Raw genomic sequence first — 17,468 nt, forward strand, 5'->3', positions numbered from 1 at the left:
CCACTGACATCGCAATGCCGGTGGGCCATGTGCCGGAATGAGAGCCGGAATGCTTGCGCCGCACCATAGTTGGGGCGGAGGCGGCCGTCAGGCAGACCGAGTGACGATCACCCGATGGAATGGCTTTGGGTAAAGCTGGGTGCGTTCGAACGCGGCTGGATGCACTCGCACGCGAGCATGCGCGCGGGCCCGGCCGCACCGAATGCGCACCGGGCCCGCTTCCGTCGAATCCCGCTGATCAGCGGTGTTCAGCGGTGTTCAGCGCTGTTCTGAGGCTTTCGCCGCGATGTCCGTGCGGTACTGCGAGCCGTCGAGCCCGATCCGCGCGACCGCCTTATACGCCCTGTCCCGGGCCTCCGCCAGATCGGAACCGGTCGCCGTCACCGACAGCACGCGTCCGCCCGCGCTGACGACCGCGTCGCCCTCGCTGCGGGTCCCGGCGTGCAGGACGTACGCGTACGGGGCGTCCAGCTCGGCCACCTCGGCCAGGCCCGTGATGGGGTCCCCGGTGCGCGGGGTCTCCGGGTAGTTGTGGGAGGCGATGACCACGGTGACGGCCGCGTCCTCGCGCCAGCTGAGCGGGGGCAGGGAGTCCAGGGTGCCGTTGGCGGAGTTCAGCAGCACGCTCGCGAGCGGGGTGCGCAGCCGGGCCAGGACCACCTGGGTCTCGGGGTCGCCGAAGCGGGCGTTGAACTCGATGACCCGCGTCCCGCGCGAGGTGATCGCGAGGCCCGCGTAGAGCAGCCCGGAGAAGGGGGTGCCGCGGTGGCGCAGCTCGTCCACGGTGGGCTGCAGGACCGAGGCCATGACCTCGTCGACGAGCTTCGGGTCGGCCCAGGGCAGGGGGGAGTACGCGCCCATGCCGCCGGTGTTGGGACCCGCGTCGCCGTCGAGCGCGCGCTTGAAGTCCTGCGCGGGCTGGAGCGGCAGCACGGTGACGCCGTCGGTGATGGCGAAGAGGGAGACCTCGGGGCCGTCGAGGAACTCCTCGATGACCACCCGGTCGCAGGCCAGCGCGTGGTCGCGGGCGGCGGCACGGTCGTCGGTGACCACGACGCCCTTGCCGGCGGCGAGGCCGTCGTCCTTGACCACGTACGGGGCGCCGAAGGCGTCGAGGGCTTCGTCCACCTCTTCCGGCGTGGTGCACACGTAACTGCGGGCCGTCGGGACGCCGGCGGCGGCCATCACGTCCTTGGCGAAGGCCTTGGAACCCTCCAGCTGCGCGGCTTCGCCGGACGGGCCGAAGACGGGGATGCCCACCGCGCGCACGGCGTCGGCGACCCCGGCGACGAGCGGGGCCTCCGGGCCGACGACGACGAGGTCGGCGTGGAGCTCGGTGGCGAGGCGGGCGACGGCTTCGCCGTCGAGCGGGTCGACGGGGCGGAGCTCGGCCACCTCGGCGATGCCGGCGTTGCCGGGAGCGCAGTACAGCGCGTTGACGTCGGAATCGAGGGACAGAGAGCGGCACAGGGCATGTTCGCGGGCGCCGCCGCCGATGACGAGGACCTTCACGCCATGAAGACTAGCCCGCGTTCCCGGGTGCCCTTCGTGTGGGCACCCAAGTCGGACCCCCTAGTCGTTCGTATATTCCTCTACAACGGTGGCTCCGAGCTCGCGCACGATCAGGTCGTGTCCGCTCAGTGCGGTGTCGACGAGGTCCGGGTCGTCGGCCTCCGCGACGTCGTCCTCGGGGGCGACGGGCGGGGGCGCCTGGTGGGTGGGCGGCTGGTGCTGCTGGGACTGCTGCTGCTGGTACGACTGCTGCGGCGGCTGCGGCTGTTGCGGCTGCTGCTGGTACGACTGCTGCGGCTGCTGCTGCGGGGCCTGCTGGGCCGGCGGCTGGTTGTAGGCGGGCGCGGGCGCAGCCCCGTAGGAGGACGCGGAGACGGGGGGCATGGGCTGGGCTCCGCCGCCGACCACGGCCTCGATCTTCCAGGTGACCTGGAACTGCTCGGCGAGCACCGCCTTGAGGACGTCCTCGCTGCCGCTGCTCGCGAAGTTGTCGCGGGCTCCGGCGTTGGGGAAGCCGAGCTGCAGGGTCGTGCCGTCGAAGCCGGCGACCTGGGCGTTCTGGCTGAGCAGGATCCAGGTGAAGCGGCGGCGGTTCTTGACGGCCTCCAGGACGGCCGGCCACATCGCCTGGATCTGCCCGGCGCCGGCGGCCATGCCGGGTGACGGGGCGGCGGGCGCCGCCGGGGCGGAGGCCTGGGCGGCCGGGGCGGGGGCCGCCGGGGGAGCCACCGGGGCACCGGGTGTGGCGGCGCCGGGCCACGCACCCGCGGCGGGCGCCGCCGAGGCCGGAGCGGGAGCCGCGGGGGCGCCGGGGGTGGCCGCGCCGGGCCAGGCACCGGGGGCGCCGCCGCCGGGCTGCGCGGCTCCGGGCCAGGCGCCGGGGGCGGCGGCCGGGGCCGGAGCGGGGGCCGCGGGGGCCACCGGCTCGGGCGGAGCCACCGGGGCCGGGGCGGGGGCCTGGTGCACGGGGGCCGGGGCCTGGTGCACGGGAGCCTGCTGCGCCGGAGCCGGCGGCGCGGGGGGCCGTACGGCCGCGGGGGCCATGGCGTGGGCCTCCGGCCCGGGCACGTAGCCCATGGCGGGGGCCGGGGCGAAGGCAGCGGCGGCGGAGGCCGCGCCGCCGCGCTCCAGCCGGTCGAGGCGCGCCTGCACGGAACGCTCGTCGTCGAAGGCGGCGGGCAGCAGCACGCGGGCGCAGATCAGCTCCAGCTGCAGCCGGGGCGAGGTGGCTCCGCGCATCTCCGTGAGCCCCGTGTTGACCAGATCGGCGGCGCGGGACAGCTCGGCGGCCCCGAAGACGGAGGCCTGGGCCTGCATCCGCTCGACCACGTCGGCGGGGGCGTCGATGAGCCCCTTCTCCCGGGCGTCGGGCACGGCGGCCAGGATCACCAGGTCGCGCAGCCGCTCCAGCAGGTCGCCGACGAAGCGGCGCGGGTCGTTGCCGCCCTCCACCACCCGGTCGACGATCTCGAACGCGGCGGCCCCGTCCCCGGCGGCGAAGGCGTCCACGACGGAGTCGAGCAGCGACGCGTCGGTGTACCCGAGCAGGGAGGTGGCCATGGCATACGTCACACCCTGCTCGGTGGCGCCGGCCAGCAGCTGGTCCATGACGGACATGGAGTCACGGACGGATCCGGCTCCGGCGCGCACGACGAGCGGCAGCACGCCCTCCTCGACGTGGGCGCCCTCGCGGCCGCAGACCTCGCCGAGGTAGTCCCGCAGGGTGCCGGGGGGCACGAGCCGGAAGGGGTAGTGGTGCGTCCGGGACCGGATGGTGCCGATGACCTTCTCGGGCTCGGTCGTGGCGAAGATGAACTTGAGGTGCTCCGGCGGCTCCTCGACCACCTTCAGCAGGGCGTTGAAGCCCGCCGGGGTGACCATGTGCGCCTCATCGATGATGTAGATCTTGTACCGGCTGGAGGCGGGCCCGAAGAAGGCCTTCTCGCGCAGGTCACGGGCGTCGTCCACACCACCGTGCGAGGCCGCGTCGATCTCGATGACGTCGATGGACCCCGGCCCGTTGCGCGCGAGGTCCTTGCAGGACTGGCACTCCCCGCAGGGGGTCGGCGTGGGGCCTTGCTCACAGTTCAGGCAGCGGGCCAGGATGCGCGCGCTGGTGGTCTTGCCACAGCCTCGCGGCCCACTGAACAGGTACGCGTGATTGACCCGGTTGTTGCGCAGCGCCTGCATCAGCGGGTCAGTGACATGCTCCTGACCGATGACCTCGGCGAACGACTCGGGGCGGTAGCGGCGGTACAGCGCAAGGGACGACACGTCTACGAGGTTATCCGGGCCCACCGACAACAGCGGCCCGCAGAGCCGTCCCGGAACGCAAAGCGCCCCCCACGCACCCGCCAGAGCCCACTTACCCTTGCTGCCTTCCGGCCCTGGGGGAGTTGGGTGAGATAGCGCCACGTGAGGGGCTGGCCCCACCCTAGCGGATGGAGGGCCCCGGAATCGAGCCGGACCCCGGCCGGACCTCCCCGCACCCCCGACCCGGACCCCAGCCCGAACCCTGACCCGGACCCCGGTCCGAGCCCGCCCGACGATCACGTTCGCGAGCACCCCTCAACGTCTTGTATTGTTTGCCGCGGAGGATTCGCCTAGTGGCCTAGGGCGCACGCTTGGAAAGCGTGTTGGGGGCAACCCCTCACGAGTTCGAATCTCGTATCCTCCGCCATTGCTCTCACCGGGCAATACGTTGAAGAGCCCCACCGCTTGCGGTGGGGCTCTTCGCGTTCCCGGAGACCTACGACAGTCGCTGCATCGGGGGCGGGGATGGAAGACGCGTACACGTCCGGAGTCGGCCGAGAGGCCACGGTTGACCGGCTCGAAGATCACCGGGACGAGCTGACCGGCTACTGCTACCGGATGCTGGGGTCGGTGTTCGAGGCGGAAGACGCCGTCCAGGAGACGATGATCCGGGCCTGGCGGAACTTCGACCGGTTCGAGGGACGGTCGTCGCTGCGTTCGTGGGTCTACCGCATCGCCACCAACGTCTGCCTGGACGCGCTGGCCGCCGGGAAGCGACGGGCGCTCCCCATGGATCTGTGCGGCCCCACCAGTGGCGCCACCTCACCGGGTGCACCGCTGGAGGCCGGGCTCTGGATCGAGCCCCGCCCCGGCGACCCCGCGGACCTCGCCGTCGGCGACGAGTCGGTGCGCCTCGCCTTCGTCGCCGCGCTCCAGCACTTGCCGCCCCGGCAGCGGGCGACCCTGATCCTGCACGAGGTCCTCGGCTTCTCGGCCGTGGAAGTCGCCGGCGACATCCAGGCCTGGCTGACCGGGCCCGCCGTCGGCTGCCGGGGCTCCCGGCTGATCCCCACCGTGGCGAACGGCTCCCCCGCCTTCGGCCAGTACCGGCCCAGCGCCGACGGGACGGGGTTCGATCCCTGGGCGCTCCAAGTCGTCGACGTCCGAGCCGACCGGTCACCGGCATCAGCTTCTTCCGCGACACCGAGCGGCTGTTCCCGCTGTTCGGGCTGCCCGCCCGCGTGGACGCATAGGGATCCGGATGGGGATCACCTGGTGGCGAGGCGTGCGGTCACTGCGGTGAGCCCGGCGAGGCCCAGGCCGGCTCCCGCGGTGAAGGCGAGGACGGTGACCGAGGAGCCGGCGAAGCCCGCGAGGACACCGACCGGGACGAGGCGGCAGGCCACGGCCTCGGCGCGGTCCGACCGGGCGGCGAAGGAGCGGGCCAGGACCAGGAACGCGGCGCACAGCGCGAGGTAGCCGAGCGACCCGGCAACCATGTGGACGGCGCCGTGGGCGGACATCGAGGTCACCCGCCCCTCGGGGGCGCCGACCGGGAACCCGGCCCCGGGGTCGGCCTTGAACACCCCACTGAACCGGCCGCAGCCCCGCCGGCCAACAGCCACCGCGCCTTCAGACCCGGCAGGACCGCAGGGCGAGCAGTGATCGGGGCGCTGACGGTCTGTGTCATGGAGTGCCTTCCCTCGGCTTCGGGGCCCGCTCACGGGCCCTGTGCCCCGGAGCGCAGCGTTGGTGTCATCGGTATGACGGGAAGGGAAGGGCGGAGTAATCGACCAGGCCGTGGTGACCTGGGTCATATCCCGGCCTCGCGGAACTTCGCACCCTCAGCGGTTGCCCCGAGCATGCGGTTGGATTCCCGGCAGAGGTCTGACGGGTAAGCAGGGCTGGGGAAGGCACCCCATCCGGGTCGAAGAGCCCCGCCGTTTGCGGCGGGGCAGGCGAGGAACCGCATGGTCGTCCACACCGCCGTTCCGCTCGGCGTCGAGACCCCGAGGGTCGACGGGCGGGTCTGGTACGCCTCGTACGGCTCCAACATGCACATGGACCGGCTGGCCGCCTACATCGCCGGCGGAACGCCGCCGGGTGCGACGCGCTCGTATCCCGGCTGCCGGGACCGCCGGGCGCCGGAGCGGTCGATCGCCGTCCAGCTCGACGGATGCCTCTACTTCGCCACCGAGTCCCCGGTGTGGACGGGGGGCAGGGGCTTCTACGACCCGTCGGCGCCCGGTCGCCTGCTGGGGCGCGCGCACCTCGTGAGCGTGGGCCAGGTGTCGGACATCGCCGCGCAGGAGATGTACCGCGAACCGGGGACGGACCTCGACCTCGCCAAGGTGCTGCGCGACGGCCGCGACGAGTCGGGCAGCGGCCGGTACGAGACCTTGATCTGTCCGGGGACGGTCGAGGGCATCCCCGTACTGACGTTCACCGCCCCGTGGTCCCTCCGGGACGTCGAGCCGCTCATGCCCTCCGCCGCGTACCTGCGGTACCTGGCGGGCGGCCTGCTGGAGTCGGGACCGTGGCGGGAGCGGGAGATCGCCGACTACCTGTCCGACTGCCCCGGTGCGAGCGGCAACTGGACCGCGGGGCAGGTCCTCGAACTGCTCGCGGCCCGGCACGGCCGCTGACGGACGCCCGCCGCGGGACTGCGGAGTTGCCCCGCATTAGCGTGGGGCCATGGACACGGCACAGGAGTTCGAGACCCACCGGTCGCGGCTGTTCTCGCTGGCGTACCGGATGCTCGGCTCGGCGGCCGAGGCCGAGGACGCCGTGCAGGACGCGTACCTGCGCTGGCACGGGGTCCAGCCCGGCCAAGTGGCCGCGCCGGGCCCGTGGCTGGCCAAGGTGGTGACGAACCTGTGCCTGAACCGGCTCACCTCCGCCCGGGTGCAGCGCGAGGAGTACTTCGGCCCCTGGATCCCCGAGCCGGTGGGGACCGGCGCCGGGGCGCTGGGGCCGATGGAGACGGCGGAGCAGCGGGACTCGGTGTCGTTCGCCGTGCTGACGATGATGGAGCAACTGTCGGCCCCCGAGCGGGCCGCCGTGGTGCTGCGCGACGCCTTCGACTACAGCCACCGGGACATCGCGGGCGTGCTCGACTGCTCCGAGGCGAACGCGCGCCAGCTCTACCGGCGGGCCAAGCAGCACCTGGCCGACGGCCGGCCGCGGTTCACCACCTCGCGGGAGCAGGACGACGAGCTGCTCGCCCGGTTCCTGGCCGCCGCGTCCGAGGGCGCCATGGCCCAGCTGGAGCAGCTCCTCTCCGACCAGGTCGTCGTCTGGTCGGACGGCGGCGGCAAGGCGAGTGCGTCGAGCCGGCCGGTGGCCGGGCGGGACAAGGCGGCCCGTTTCCTCGTCGGCCTCTTCTCCCGGTGGGTCAACGGCGCGCAGATCGGCTTCACCGAGGCCAACGGCGTTCCGGTGGTGGTCAGCTGGGCGGACGGCGAGCTGACCGCGTTCGGCGCGCTGGAGCTCGGCGAGGGCGGGATCACCGGCATCCGGCTCGTCCTGAACCCGGACAAACTCGCCTTCCTGGCAACTCAGCTCCGAGAGCTGTCACAGAACGCCTGACCCGTCGGTTCTTCATCAGTGACGGATACGGCAACGGCAACGGCGCCCGCGCCGGCGACACGACAGCAGTGGCAGCGACAGCGGCTTCGGAAGGCTGAGACCGATGAAGAACGACACGATCATGGTGACCGGAGCGACGGGCATGCTCGGCCGCGAAGTGCTGGAGCGCGTCCGCCGCACCGGCCGCCCGGTCCGCGCGCTCACGCGCAGCACCGCGCTGCCGGACGACGCCGGCGTGGACTGGTACACCGGCGACCTGACCACCGGCGCCGGACTCGACGAGGCACTGGCGGGCGTCGTCACGGTCATCCACTGCGCGAGCGACATCCGGCACTTCAAGAACGACGTCCCGGGCTTGCGCCACCTGCTGGAAGCCGGGAGGCGGGCCGGCGTCGAGCACGTCGTCAACATCTCGATCGTCGGCGTCGACCGGATCCCCTACCCGTACTTCCGGGTCAAGCTGGAGGGCGAGCAGGTGCTCGCCGCCTCGGGGATCGGCTGGACCAACCTGCGGGCCACCCAGTTCCCCGCGCTCCTCGACCTCGCCTTCGGGGCCCTGTCCAAGCTCCCGGTGGTCCTCGTACCGTCCGGCACCGACTGCCAGCCGGCCGACGCGGGCGAGGTCGCGGACCGGCTGGTCGAGCTGGCCCTCGGGGACCCGGCCGGCCGGGTCCCCGACTTCGCCGGCCCGACCGTGTACCCGGCCGCCGGCCTCGCCAAGGACTGGCTGCGCGCCACCGGCAAGCACCGCGCCGTCCTTCCCGTCCGCGTCCCCGGCAAGATCGGGGCCGCCTGGCGCGCCGGCCACCTGACCGCCCCGGGCCACGCGCTCGGCCGGCGCACCTGGGAGCAGTACCTCGCCGAGCGGGTCGCCCGCTGACCCCGCGACCGGCCGGGCGGGCCCGGCGCAGCGAGCCGGCGGACCGGCTGGAGGAGCACCGGGGCGAGCTGACCGGCTACTGCCGGCGGATGCTCGGGTCGGTGTCCGAGGCGGAGGACGCCGTGCAGGAGACGATGATCCGGGCCTGGCGGGGCTTCGACCGCCTCGCCGAACGGTCGTCGCTGCGTGCGTGGCTCTACCGCATCGCCACCAACGTCTGCCTGGACGCGCTGGCCGCCGGTCAGGGGCGGGCCCGGCCCGTGGGCCTGTGCGAGGCCGCCCCGTGGATCGGGCAGCAGACCTGCCCCGACGACCCGGCGGACCTCGTCGTGGGTGAGGAGTCGGTACGCCTCGCCTTCGCCGCCGCGCTGCGGCACCTGCCGCCCCGGCAGCGGGCGGCGCTGATCCTGTTCGAGGTCGTCGGCCTCTCGGCCGCGGAGGTGGCCGAGCTCCACGGCTGCACCGTCGCCGCGGCCAACAGCGCGGTGCAACGGGCCCGGGCCACGCTCGCCGCCCGCCGCGCCGAGACCGTCGGGCCGTCCGACGCCCCGCCGTACGGTGCCCTCCGGCAGGCGCCGGCCGAGCGGTGCGCCTCGGCCTTCGCCCGCTTCGACGTGGAAGAGCTGAACCTGCTGCTCCACCTGGACGGGTAGGCAGGCCAGTCAGGTCGAGCAGGTCGGGCAGGTCAGGCAGGTCAGGCAGTCGACGTGCGGGTGCGCACACCGGCACATACCGTTTTCCGAGACGGCCGAGCCGGCCGAGGCCGCCGCGCGGGCGGCACCGGCGGGCGGGAAGCGGGCGAGTGCGCGTGGCGTGGATGGACTGGCTCAGGAAGGAGATCTTCCAGCCCTATCCCGAGCTGCTGATCTTCCTGACCATCGCCGTCGGCTTCCTGCTCGGCCGCGTCCGGTACAAATCCATCGCCCTCGGCGCCGTCACCGGATGCCTCGTCGCCGGCCTGGTCATCGGCTCCCAGGCCAAGGTCGAGATCGACGGTCCGATCAAGTCCGTCTTCTTCCTCATGTTCCTCTTCGCCCTCGGCTACGACGTCGGCCCGCAGTTCTTCCGCGCCCTGCGCAAGGACGGCCTCCCCCAGGTCCTCCTCGCCGTCATCGTCTGCGTCACCGGACTCGCCTCCGCCTGGGCCTTCGCCACCCTCGCCGGTTACGGGCCCGGCCTCTCCGCCGGTCTGCTCGGCGGCGGCCTCACCCAGTCCGCCGTCATCGGCGTCGGCTCCGACGCCATCTCCCACCTGCCCGGCGTCAGTGCGGCCGAGGCCCGGGACCAGTCGCACCTGATCGCCGTCGCCTACGCGGTCACGTACCCCCTCGGTACGGTCCTGCCCGCGCTGCTCCTGGCAGGCGTCCTGCCCCGCCTCCTGCGCCGGGACCTCGCGGCCGAGAGCGCCGTGCTCGCCGCCGACCTGGAGGCCGCCGAAGACGATCCCGACGCCGGGGAGGGCTACTACAAGCACGTGCTGCGCGCGTACGCCGTCGACGTGGCGGCCTTCGCCGGGCGCACGATCGGGGACTTCGAGGCGGAGCAGAAGACCGCGGGGCGGCGGCTCTACATCACCCGGCTGCGCCGCGACGGGGAGATCCTGGAGCACACCGCCGGCACCCGCGTCGAGATCGGGGACGTCCTGGCCGTGAGCGCGGTCCGCGGCGACCTCGTCGCGTACGACGCGCGCACGCACATCGGGATGGAGACGGACGACTTCGAGCTGCTCGCCTACCGCACCGAGTCCCTGCACGTGGTCATCACCGACCGGAACCTCAGCGGCCGCACCATCCGCACCCTGCGCCACGAGGAGTTCATGCCGGGCGTCTTCGTCGACGAGCACTGGCGGGCCGGCGCCGACCTGCGGGTCCGCCTCGACAGCACCGTGGAGCGGGGCGACACCCTGGTCCTCACCGGACCGCGCAGCCGGGTGGAGGCCGCCGCGGTGGAGCTGGGCAAGCCGGTGCCGACCAGCTTCGCGACGGACATGGTGTGGATCGCGCTCGGGCTCTTCCTCGGCGGCTGCCTCGGCATCCCGGCGCTGCACGCGGCCGGCGCGCCGCTGTCGCTGTCCACCTCCACCGGAGCGCTGCTGATGGGGCTGATCTTCGGCTGGATCCGGAGCAAGTACCCCACCTACGGGAACCTGCCGTCGGCCGCGCAGTGGCTGATGGGCACGCTCGGCCTGTGCGTGTTCGTCACGGTCGTCGGCCTCAACGCCGGCCCGAGCTTCGTCCCGGGCCTGCGCGAAGCCGGCTGGCCGCTGCTGCTCTGGGGCGCCGCCGTGACGAGCGTGCCGCTGCTGGCCGGATTCGCCTACGGGCACTTCGTGCAGCGACTCCCCCTCCCGATCCTGCTCGGCGCCCTGGCCGGAGCCCAGACCACGACGGCCGCCCTCGGCGCCCTGACGGAACGCGCCCGCAGCCAGATCCCGGCCCTGGGGACGACGGTCCCGTACGCCTTGGGCAACGTACTGCTGACGATGTGGGGGTCGGTGATCGTGCTGCTGCGGCGGTGACGGGCTCCGGGGCGAGATCCGAAGGAAACCGCCTAGCCGTGGGGGATCAGGGCCACCGGGCTGTGGGCGTGGTGGGCCACCGCGTGGTCCGTGGGGCCCATGCCGTGGAGGGGGCGGTGATGGCGGCGGCCCACGACGAGGAGGTCGGCTTCGGCGGACTCGTCGAGCAGGAGCTGCGCCGGTTCGCCGGGGCGGGTCACGCACTCGGCCGGCACCCGCGGGTAGCGCGCGCCGGCCGCGGCCACCACCGCTTCGAGCGGCTCCGGGCCTGCCGGGCCCGCGTGCACCGCGCGCAGCGGGAGCCCGTGGGCGGATGCCCAGGCGTAGGCGAAGTCCAGTACCGCGGCGTAGTCGCCCTCCGGGTCGACCCCGACGACGACCCCGTGTCCGTGCGGCGCACGCTCGGCGGGCTCCCGTACCAGGACGACGGGGACCTCGGCTCGCCCCGCGACGTGCAGCGCGGTGGAGCCGAGCAGCGGGACCACGTGGCGGTCCTCGCCGCTCGCGCCGAGCACGATCAGCCCGGCGTTCGACTCGGCGGCCGCCCGCGGGATCTCGTTGCCGGGTCCGCCCTCGGCGGTGGCCGCCTCGACGGTCAGGCCCTGGTGGGTGACGCGGAGTTCCTCTGCGAGGGCCGACAGTACGGTCCTCGCCGCATGCTCGCTCGCGCCGAGCACGGGCTGGAACTCCACCGAGATCGGCTGGATGGTCGGCCAGGCCTGGCCGACGTGGAGCAGCCGGAGCGGCGCCCCGGCCGCCATGGCCTCGCGGGCGGCCCACCGGGCGGCGGCGAGACTCCGCGACGACCCGTCGAACCCGACGAGGACGGGGAGGGCGGGAGGAACGGGCGGGGTCGGCGGCGTGGGCTGGGCGGACGGGACGGACATCGACGGCACCCTTCGTTCATATGCCGCGGCCACTTCCTGGTCGCTCTTAAGACGCTACGCCAACCGCCGCCTTTGCCCCCTTCGCGGCCTTTATAGCCGTTCCGTCGGGTCAGGCCGTCGCGAGGGAGATCTCGGTCGACTTGATCAGCGCGACGACCGAGGACCCGGCGGCCAGGCCGAGCGCCTCTACGGCGTCCTTGGTGATGGCGGCGGTCAGGCCGCCGCCGTTCACGTCCACCTTGACGGACGCCATGGCGCCGCCGGTGGCGATGTCCGCGACGGTGCCGGCGATCTGGTTGCGGATGGAGATGCCGTCGACGGCGCCGGTGGCCAGGGCGACCTCGGTGGCCTTGACCAGCGCCTTCACGGAGGAGCCCGCGGCGAGGCCGAGGTCCTTGACGGCATCGGTGGTGATCGCGGCGGTGATGTCCTGGCCACCTTCCAGGCGGACCTTGACCGTCGTCATGGCCTCGCCCGAGGTGACGGAGGTGACGGTGCCGGCGATCTGGTTGCGGATGCTCAGGCTCATGGGTGGTTCGACCTCTTACGTAGACAGCTCGGTTCAAGATCGACGTTAGGCGGCCCTGCGTCGACTTGCGTTCGACCCGTCGCATCCGCCGCCCGGAACCACCCGGGCGGCTGGCCGATGCGCCGACAAAAAAATCTTCGGGGTTCCTGTCACACCGGTGCGGTGGCGCGGGTCAGTGCGGTGAGGAACAAAAAAAACCGCCCGCACCGCCTGCCGAGGAGCCCTTCATGGACATCGCCGCCACCGTCGTCGCCGTACTCGCCGCCGCCATGTCGGGCTTCTCGGGGTACTCGCTCCTGCGCCGCGCCCCCTGGGTCGTGGAGGCCATGGAGCAGTACAAGGTCCCCGCGGCCTGGTGGACCCCGCTCGGCGCGGCCAAGGCCGCCGGGGCGCTGGGACTGCTGGCCGGCCTCTTCGTCCCGGCCGTCGCCGTCGCCGCCGGCATCGGCCTGGTCCTCTACTACACCGGCGCCGTGATCACCGTGGTCCGGGCCCGGGCCTACGCCCACGTCCCCTTCCCGGTGATCTACATGGCCCCGGTCGTCGCCGCCTTCGCCCTCGGCTTCGCCGCGTAGGACGCAGGAGGACGAGGGTGCCCAGCCGGAAGCGGGCCGGGCTCCGGGGCAGCCTCCCGGTGCCCGGCCCAGACCGGCCCCGCCCCCGCCCCGTCCGTCAGTCGAACTTCGGCATCTCGCCGACCGTCGTCGACATGTCGATCACCGCGAAGGCCGCGCCCTGCGGGTCCGTCACCGCCGCGAAGCGACCGAAGGGGCTGTCCATCGGGCCGAAGTGCAGCTTGCCGCCGAGCGCCTTGGTCTTCGCGACCGCCTCGTCGCAGTTCGGGACGCCGAAGTAGATCTGGATGTAGGGCGGCATGTGCGGCGGGAAATCGTCGCCCATCTTCATCCGGCCGAGCACCGGGTTCTCCTTGCCGCCCAGGCTGAAGACCTTGAAGTCCATGTCGGCCATCTCCGGGTCGTCCCCGGCCTCCATCTGCTGGGCTTCGTACGGGAAGACCTTCGGCAGGAACCCGTCCGCCTTGGCCGGTTCCCGTGTGAAGACCTCCGCCCACGCGTACGAACCCGTCTCGCCGATCTTCTCGAAGCCCTTGTGGTCGCCGGGCTGCCAGACGCCGAAGACCGCGCCGCTCGGCTCCTTCGCGATCGCCATCGTCCCGAAGGTGCCGACCTGCATCGGCTCCATCAGCAGCTCGCCGCCGGCTGCCTTGATCTTCTCGGCCGTGGCCGCCGCGTCGGGCGAGGCGAAGTACAGACACCACTGCGAGTGCGTGTCCCCGCCCGGCATCGGCGGGACGACGGCCGCGACGGCCTTGCCGTCGGAGTAGGCCTGCGTGTAGTTGCCGTACTCGGTGCTTGCCTCGCCGAAGGTCCAGCCCAGTACGTCGGCGTAGAACGACTTGGCGCCCTCCACATCGGTGAACATCGCGTCCACCCAGCAGGGTGCGCCTTCGGGGAACTCAGCCATGATCGATCGACTCCTGTGTCGTGTACGACGTGACCCATCTCGGTCTCACGCTAGGCGCGGGGTCTGACAACCGCGCGGGGAGAGCCGCCGCGCGGGACCCTGGAGCCATGGACAAAGACACGGACAGCGGGGTCACCATCCGGCTCGCCCAGCAGCCGGAGGCCGACGAGCTGCTGGGCCGCAGCCCGCTCGCCGCGCTGGTCGGGATGCTGCTGGACCAGCAGGTACCCATGGAATGGGCGTTCTCGGGGCCCTACACGATCGCCCGGCGCCTCGGCTCCGACGACCTGGACGCGCACGCGATCGCCGCCTACGACCCGGAGGCCTTCGCCGCGCTGCTCTCCGAGAAGCCGGCCGTGCACCGCTACCCGGGCTCGATGGCGAAGCGGGTGCAGCAGTTGTGCGCGTACCTGGTGGAGCACTACGAAGGGGACGCGTCGAGGGTGTGGACCGACGTGGGGACCGGCGCCGAGCTGCTGGCGCGGCTGCGGGCACTGCCCGGCTTCGGGGAGCAGAAGGCGCAGATCTTCCTGGCGCTGCTCGGCAAGCGGTTCGGGGTGCGGCCGCGCGGCTGGCGCGAGGCGGCCGGCGGGTACGGGCCGGCGAACGTCTACCGGTCGGCGGCCGACATCACCGGCCCGGAGTCGCTGGCCAAGGTGCGGGCGCACAAGCAGGAGGCGAAGGCCGCCGCGAAGGCCGAGAAAGCGGCCACCAGCGGTTCCAGTAAGCGGAATTGACGCTTCGGGCGGGTGGCCGGCCCTTTGTCAGACCCCGCCCCTAAGCTCGTGATCATGACTGAGAACCTGACGCGCGCCGCCACTGCCGAGATCATCTCCGATGGCCCCGGCAGCCTGATCACCCTGCTCACGGACACGGCCGAGCTCACCTGCAACACGGCCACCTTCGAGGCCGGCGCGGCGGGTGCCCCGGTGCACTTCCACACCAAGGCGACCGAGTTCTTCCACGTCACGGACGGCACGCTCGACGTCCTGCTCGGCGACGAGATACACACCCTGACCAAGGGCGACTTCCTCGCCGTGCCGCCCGGTGTGAAGCACGCCTTCGCCCCGGCCGCGGACTCCACCGCCGAGGTCTTCGTCGGCTTCACCCCCGGCATGGGCCGCTTCGACTACTACCGGCTGCTCGGCCGGGTCCGGGCCGGCGAGGCCACGGTGCAGGACATCATCGACAGCCAGCCGGTCTACGACAACCACTACGCGGAGAGCGACGCCTGGGCCGGCCGCCTGAAGCGCAGCGCCGAAGCGTAGGTCTCGTCGGCGTCGAGCCGTCGCAGTTCCTCCGCGATGAGCTCGGCGCTGCTGCGGATCTTCAGCGCCACCTTGCGGTCGGGGCTGCCCGGCAGGAGCAGGGTCGCCAGGACCCCGTCCGGGCGGTCCACGCGGATCTCCCCGGCCGTGGTCGTCAGCCGGACCCGGGTGATGACCGGGCCCTCTGTCGCCACCCGCTCCACGGGCACGCCGAGCCGGTCCTCCAGCCAGCGGGCCAGCAGCTCGGAGCTCGCGTTGCCGGGCTCGCTCTCCACGGCCGCGCCCGTCACCGGGAGCGGCTTCTGGTCCAGGGCGGCGGCCAGCAGCGAGCGCCACGGGGTGAGCCGGGTCCAGGCGAGATCGGTGTCCCCGGGCTCGTAGGCGCCGCCCCGGACGTCGAGCGCGGCGACCGGGTCGGCGGCCGCCTCGGCGTCGGTGATCCTGCGCTGCGCGAGGGCGCCGAGCGGATCGCGGGCCGGCGCGGCCGGGGCCTCGGCGGGCCACCAGGCCACCACGGGCGCGTCCGGCACCAGCAGCGGGAGCACCACGGATCCCGCGTGCTCGGTGAGCGTCCCGTGCAGCCGGAGCAGCACGATCTCCCCGGACCCGGCGTCGGAGCCGACCCGCAGCTCGGCGTCGAGCCGGTTGGGCCGCAGCCGGTGCGAGCCGCGCGCGCTGCGCTTGATCACCACGATGATCCGGCAGGGGTGCTCGCGCGAGGCCTCGGAGGCCGCGCGGAGGGCGTCGTAGGCGTTCTCCTCGTCCGTGGCGACGAGGAGGTTGAGCACGAGCCCCATCGTGGGGCTCCCGACGGCCCGCCGCGCGTCGAGCAGGGCCCGGTTGACCTTGCTGGAGGTCGTGTCCGTGAGTTCGGTCCGCATGCTTCGAGTCTCGCAGGCCGTGCGGGGCGCCCGGTACGAAAATCCTCCTCCCGCCCCGTGAGGTTCAGCGGCGCCGCTTGGCCGTTCCGAAGAGGGACCGGGAGATCTCGCGGCCCAGCTGCGTACCGATCGACCTGGCCAGGGAGCGGAAGAGCCCGCTGCCCACCACCTGCTCCGCCAGCGAGGGGTCCGGCTTCGGAGCCGCCTTCGCCTGCTTCTGCGCCTCCGCCTCGGCCGCCGCCGCCTCGGCTTGTGCCTCCGCCGCCGCCTGCTCGGCGCTGATCTTCTCGTACGCCGATTCCCGGTCGACCGGCTCCGCGTACCGCGAGTAGAGCAGCGAGGACTTCACCGCCCGGTCCAGTGCGGCCGCGTCGATCGGCGCCATCAGCGACCGGGGGGCCCGCAGCCGGGTCGCCGCCACCGGCGTCGGTGCGCCGTTCTCGCTGAGCACCGTGATCACCGCCTCGCCCGTCCCGAGCCGGGTCAGCAGCTCCTCCAGGTCGTAGCCGGAGTTCGGGAAGGTCTTCACCGTCGCCTTCAGCGCCTTCGCGTCGTCCGGGGTGAAGGCGCGCAGCGCGTGCTGCACCCGGTTGCCGAGCTGCGCCAGCACATCGGCCGGCACGTCCTTCGGGGTCTGGGTGACGAAGAAGACGCCGACGCCCTTGGAGCGGATCAGCCGGACCGTCTGCGTAATGGCTTCGAGGAAGGCTTTGGAGGCCCCGTTGAACAGCAGGTGTGCCTCGTCGAAGAAGAAGACCAGCTTGGGCTTCTCCAGATCGCCGACCTCCGGAAGATCCGAGTACAGGTCCGCCAGCAGCCACATCAGGAAAGTGGAGAAGAGCTGCGGTTTGTCCTGGACCGCCGGGAGCTCCAGCACGGAGACCAGTCCGCGCCCGTCCGCCGCCGTCCGGAGGAATTCGCTGGTGTCGAATTCGGGCTCGCCGAAGAATTCCGCGGCTCCCTGCTGCTCGAAGGCGGTGAGCGCCCGCAGAATCACTCCGGCGGTCACCGTGGAGAGTCCGCCGATGCCCTTGAGCTCGGGCTTTCCCTTGTCCGAGACGAGGAACGCGACCACCGCCCGCAGGTCCTTGAGGTCGATCAGCTCCAGGCCCTTGGTGTCGGCGTAGTGGAAGATCAGCCCCAGCGACTGCTCCTGCGTCTGGTTGAGCTGGAGCACCTTGGACATCAGGACCGGCCCGAAACTCGTCACGGTGGACCGGAGCGGGATTCCGGGGCCGATGCCGCCCAGCGAGTAGAACTCGCTGGGGCATCCGGTGGCCTCCCATTCCTGGGCCACGTCCTTGGCGCGTTCCTCGATCTTCTCGTTGGCCGTGCCGGGCGCGGAGATCCCCGAGACATCGCCCTTGATGTCCGCCAGGAAGACCGGAACGCCGTTGGCCGAGAGCTGCTCGGCGATGAGCTGCAGCGTCTTGGTCTTGCCGGTTCCGGTGGCGCCGGCGACCAGGCCGTGCCGGTTGAGCATCGACAGCGGGATGCGGATCTGGTGCTCCGGCAGGCAGGCCCCGTCCCAGAGCAGAGCACCCAGATCGAGCGCGGGTCCGGTGAAGGCGTACCCCGCGGCGATCTGGCCGGCAGGGGAAGCGGGGGCGGTGCTCTGGCTCATATATCACTCCCGAAATAGCGCTGTTTGCCACCTTTGCACCGTC

The 17,468-nt window shown here is 72.6% G+C and carries 15 protein-coding genes, 1 tRNA gene, 1 other RNA gene and 2 pseudogenes; 10 read left to right on the forward strand and 9 right to left on the reverse strand.

The annotated features are described in order from the left end of the window. Positions 1–258 precede the first annotated feature (258 nt). The 3 genes from purD to ffs all read right to left on the reverse strand — a co-directional run bounded on the left by purD (position 259) and on the right by ffs (position 3,940). Complete coding sequence (purD, locus tag AC3IYI_RS19820; protein ID WP_489411415.1) at positions 259–1,512, reverse strand: phosphoribosylamine--glycine ligase; 1,254 nt, start codon at positions 1,510–1,512, stop codon at positions 259–261. Positions 1,513–1,572: 60 nt separating this feature from the next. Further along, the gene (locus AC3IYI_RS19825) at positions 1,573–3,786 is read right to left on the reverse strand and encodes a DNA polymerase III subunit gamma and tau (protein WP_489411416.1); all 2,214 of its coding nucleotides are present in this window, start codon (positions 3,784–3,786) and stop codon (positions 1,573–1,575) included. A 55-nt stretch (positions 3,787–3,841) separates the two neighbouring features. Then, an RNA gene (gene ffs / locus AC3IYI_RS19830) (signal recognition particle sRNA small type) lies at positions 3,842–3,940 on the reverse strand. Between the two features lie 164 nt (positions 3,941–4,104). On the opposite strand from ffs, the gene AC3IYI_RS19835 reads away from it, so the two are divergent. After that, positions 4,105–4,192, forward strand: a tRNA-Ser gene (locus AC3IYI_RS19835). Between the two features lie 98 nt (positions 4,193–4,290). Continuing rightward, positions 4,291–5,018, forward strand: a pseudogene (locus tag AC3IYI_RS19840) (sigma-70 family RNA polymerase sigma factor). A 15-nt stretch (positions 5,019–5,033) separates the two neighbouring features. Here AC3IYI_RS19840 and AC3IYI_RS19845 read toward each other — a convergent pair. After that, on the reverse strand, positions 5,034–5,582 hold the full coding sequence (locus AC3IYI_RS19845; protein ID WP_489411417.1) for a DUF998 domain-containing protein: 549 nt from the start codon (positions 5,580–5,582) through the stop codon (positions 5,034–5,036). 153 nt (positions 5,583–5,735) lie between these two features. On the opposite strand from AC3IYI_RS19845, the gene AC3IYI_RS19850 reads away from it, so the two are divergent. The 5 genes and pseudogenes from AC3IYI_RS19850 (at position 5,736) to AC3IYI_RS19870 (ending at position 10,751) form a co-directional block, all read left to right on the forward strand. Further along, on the forward strand, positions 5,736–6,410 hold the full coding sequence (locus AC3IYI_RS19850) for a histone deacetylase (protein ID WP_489411418.1): 675 nt from the start codon (positions 5,736–5,738) through the stop codon (positions 6,408–6,410). A gap of 49 nt (positions 6,411–6,459) precedes the next feature. Continuing rightward, on the forward strand, positions 6,460–7,353 hold the full coding sequence (locus AC3IYI_RS19855) for an RNA polymerase sigma-70 factor (protein ID WP_489411419.1): 894 nt from the start codon (positions 6,460–6,462) through the stop codon (positions 7,351–7,353). 103 nt (positions 7,354–7,456) lie between these two features. Continuing rightward, positions 7,457–8,233: an SDR family oxidoreductase gene (locus AC3IYI_RS19860; protein ID WP_489411420.1), complete on the forward strand. Its 777-nt coding sequence runs from the start codon at positions 7,457–7,459 to the stop codon at positions 8,231–8,233. Positions 8,234–8,322: 89 nt separating this feature from the next. Then, positions 8,323–8,746 (forward strand): annotated as a pseudogene (locus AC3IYI_RS19865) (sigma-70 family RNA polymerase sigma factor); the annotation flags it as partial. A 304-nt stretch (positions 8,747–9,050) separates the two neighbouring features. After that, positions 9,051–10,751 carry an aspartate:alanine exchanger family transporter gene (locus tag AC3IYI_RS19870; RefSeq protein ID WP_489411421.1) on the forward strand — a complete coding sequence of 567 codons (1,701 nt, stop codon included), beginning with the start codon at positions 9,051–9,053 and terminating at the stop codon, positions 10,749–10,751. A gap of 32 nt (positions 10,752–10,783) precedes the next feature. On the opposite strand, the gene AC3IYI_RS19875 is transcribed toward AC3IYI_RS19870, so the two are convergent. Both AC3IYI_RS19875 and AC3IYI_RS19880 read right to left on the reverse strand, forming a co-directional pair. Beyond that, positions 10,784–11,638, reverse strand: a complete 855-nt coding sequence (locus AC3IYI_RS19875) for a universal stress protein (RefSeq protein ID WP_489411422.1) — start codon at positions 11,636–11,638, stop codon at positions 10,784–10,786. A 109-nt stretch (positions 11,639–11,747) separates the two neighbouring features. Further along, on the reverse strand, positions 11,748–12,167 hold the full coding sequence (locus AC3IYI_RS19880; RefSeq protein ID WP_489411423.1) for a TOBE domain-containing protein: 420 nt from the start codon (positions 12,165–12,167) through the stop codon (positions 11,748–11,750). Positions 12,168–12,394: 227 nt separating this feature from the next. Here AC3IYI_RS19880 and AC3IYI_RS19885 point away from each other — a divergent pair, with 227 nt between their 5' ends. Further along, positions 12,395–12,742, forward strand: a complete 348-nt coding sequence (locus AC3IYI_RS19885; protein WP_489411424.1) for a DoxX family protein — start codon at positions 12,395–12,397, stop codon at positions 12,740–12,742. 97 nt (positions 12,743–12,839) lie between these two features. Here the strand turns inward: AC3IYI_RS19885 and AC3IYI_RS19890 are convergent, their stop codons facing one another. Then, positions 12,840–13,652, reverse strand: a complete 813-nt coding sequence (locus tag AC3IYI_RS19890) for a VOC family protein (protein WP_489411425.1) — start codon at positions 13,650–13,652, stop codon at positions 12,840–12,842. Between the two features lie 107 nt (positions 13,653–13,759). Between AC3IYI_RS19890 and AC3IYI_RS19895 the strand changes: the two genes are divergently transcribed. Next, on the forward strand, positions 13,760–14,389 hold the full coding sequence (locus AC3IYI_RS19895) for an HhH-GPD-type base excision DNA repair protein (protein ID WP_489411426.1): 630 nt from the start codon (positions 13,760–13,762) through the stop codon (positions 14,387–14,389). A gap of 54 nt (positions 14,390–14,443) precedes the next feature. After that, positions 14,444–14,920 (forward strand): cupin domain-containing protein, encoded by a 477-nt coding sequence (locus AC3IYI_RS19900; RefSeq protein ID WP_327253689.1) that lies wholly within the window; start codon positions 14,444–14,446, stop codon positions 14,918–14,920. Here the strand turns inward: AC3IYI_RS19900 and opcA are convergent. Together opcA and AC3IYI_RS19910 are read right to left on the reverse strand one after the other, a co-directional pair. After that, a complete protein-coding gene (opcA, locus tag AC3IYI_RS19905; protein WP_489411427.1) occupies positions 14,866–15,801 on the reverse strand; it encodes a glucose-6-phosphate dehydrogenase assembly protein OpcA in 936 nt (311 codons plus the stop codon). The genes AC3IYI_RS19900 and opcA overlap by 55 nt on opposite strands. Before the next feature lie 64 nt (positions 15,802–15,865). Continuing rightward, positions 15,866–17,425, reverse strand: coding sequence for a helicase HerA-like domain-containing protein (locus tag AC3IYI_RS19910; protein ID WP_489411428.1), 1,560 nt, complete (start codon positions 17,423–17,425; stop codon positions 15,866–15,868). Positions 17,426–17,468: the final 43 nt, after the last annotated feature.

It is taken from the genome of Streptomyces sp. GL_148 (assembly GCF_057834205.1).

Bases quoted from the DNA above. Each gene is read 5' to 3' on its own strand.
- opcA (WP_489411427.1), bottom strand. From the start codon at position 15,801: ATGCGGACCGAACTCACGGACACGACCTCCAGCAAGGTCAACCGGGCC.
- AC3IYI_RS19845 (WP_489411417.1), bottom strand. From the start codon at position 5,582: ATGACCCAGGTCACCACGGCCTGGTCGATTACTCCGCCCTTCCCTTCC.
- AC3IYI_RS19910 (WP_489411428.1), bottom strand. From the start codon at position 17,425: ATGAGCCAGAGCACCGCCCCCGCTTCCCCTGCCGGCCAGATCGCCGCG.
- AC3IYI_RS19890 (WP_489411425.1), bottom strand. From the start codon at position 13,652: ATGGCTGAGTTCCCCGAAGGCGCACCCTGCTGGGTGGACGCGATGTTC.
- AC3IYI_RS19860 (WP_489411420.1), top strand. From the start codon at position 7,457: ATGAAGAACGACACGATCATGGTGACCGGAGCGACGGGCATGCTCGGC.
- AC3IYI_RS19850 (WP_489411418.1), top strand. From the start codon at position 5,736: ATGGTCGTCCACACCGCCGTTCCGCTCGGCGTCGAGACCCCGAGGGTC.
- AC3IYI_RS19875 (WP_489411422.1), bottom strand. From the start codon at position 11,638: ATGTCCGTCCCGTCCGCCCAGCCCACGCCGCCGACCCCGCCCGTTCCT.
- AC3IYI_RS19900 (WP_327253689.1), top strand. From the start codon at position 14,444: ATGACTGAGAACCTGACGCGCGCCGCCACTGCCGAGATCATCTCCGAT.
- AC3IYI_RS19880 (WP_489411423.1), bottom strand. From the start codon at position 12,167: ATGAGCCTGAGCATCCGCAACCAGATCGCCGGCACCGTCACCTCCGTC.
- AC3IYI_RS19870 (WP_489411421.1), top strand. From the start codon at position 9,051: ATGGACTGGCTCAGGAAGGAGATCTTCCAGCCCTATCCCGAGCTGCTG.
- AC3IYI_RS19855 (WP_489411419.1), top strand. From the start codon at position 6,460: ATGGACACGGCACAGGAGTTCGAGACCCACCGGTCGCGGCTGTTCTCG.
- AC3IYI_RS19895 (WP_489411426.1), top strand. From the start codon at position 13,760: ATGGACAAAGACACGGACAGCGGGGTCACCATCCGGCTCGCCCAGCAG.
- AC3IYI_RS19885 (WP_489411424.1), top strand. From the start codon at position 12,395: ATGGACATCGCCGCCACCGTCGTCGCCGTACTCGCCGCCGCCATGTCG.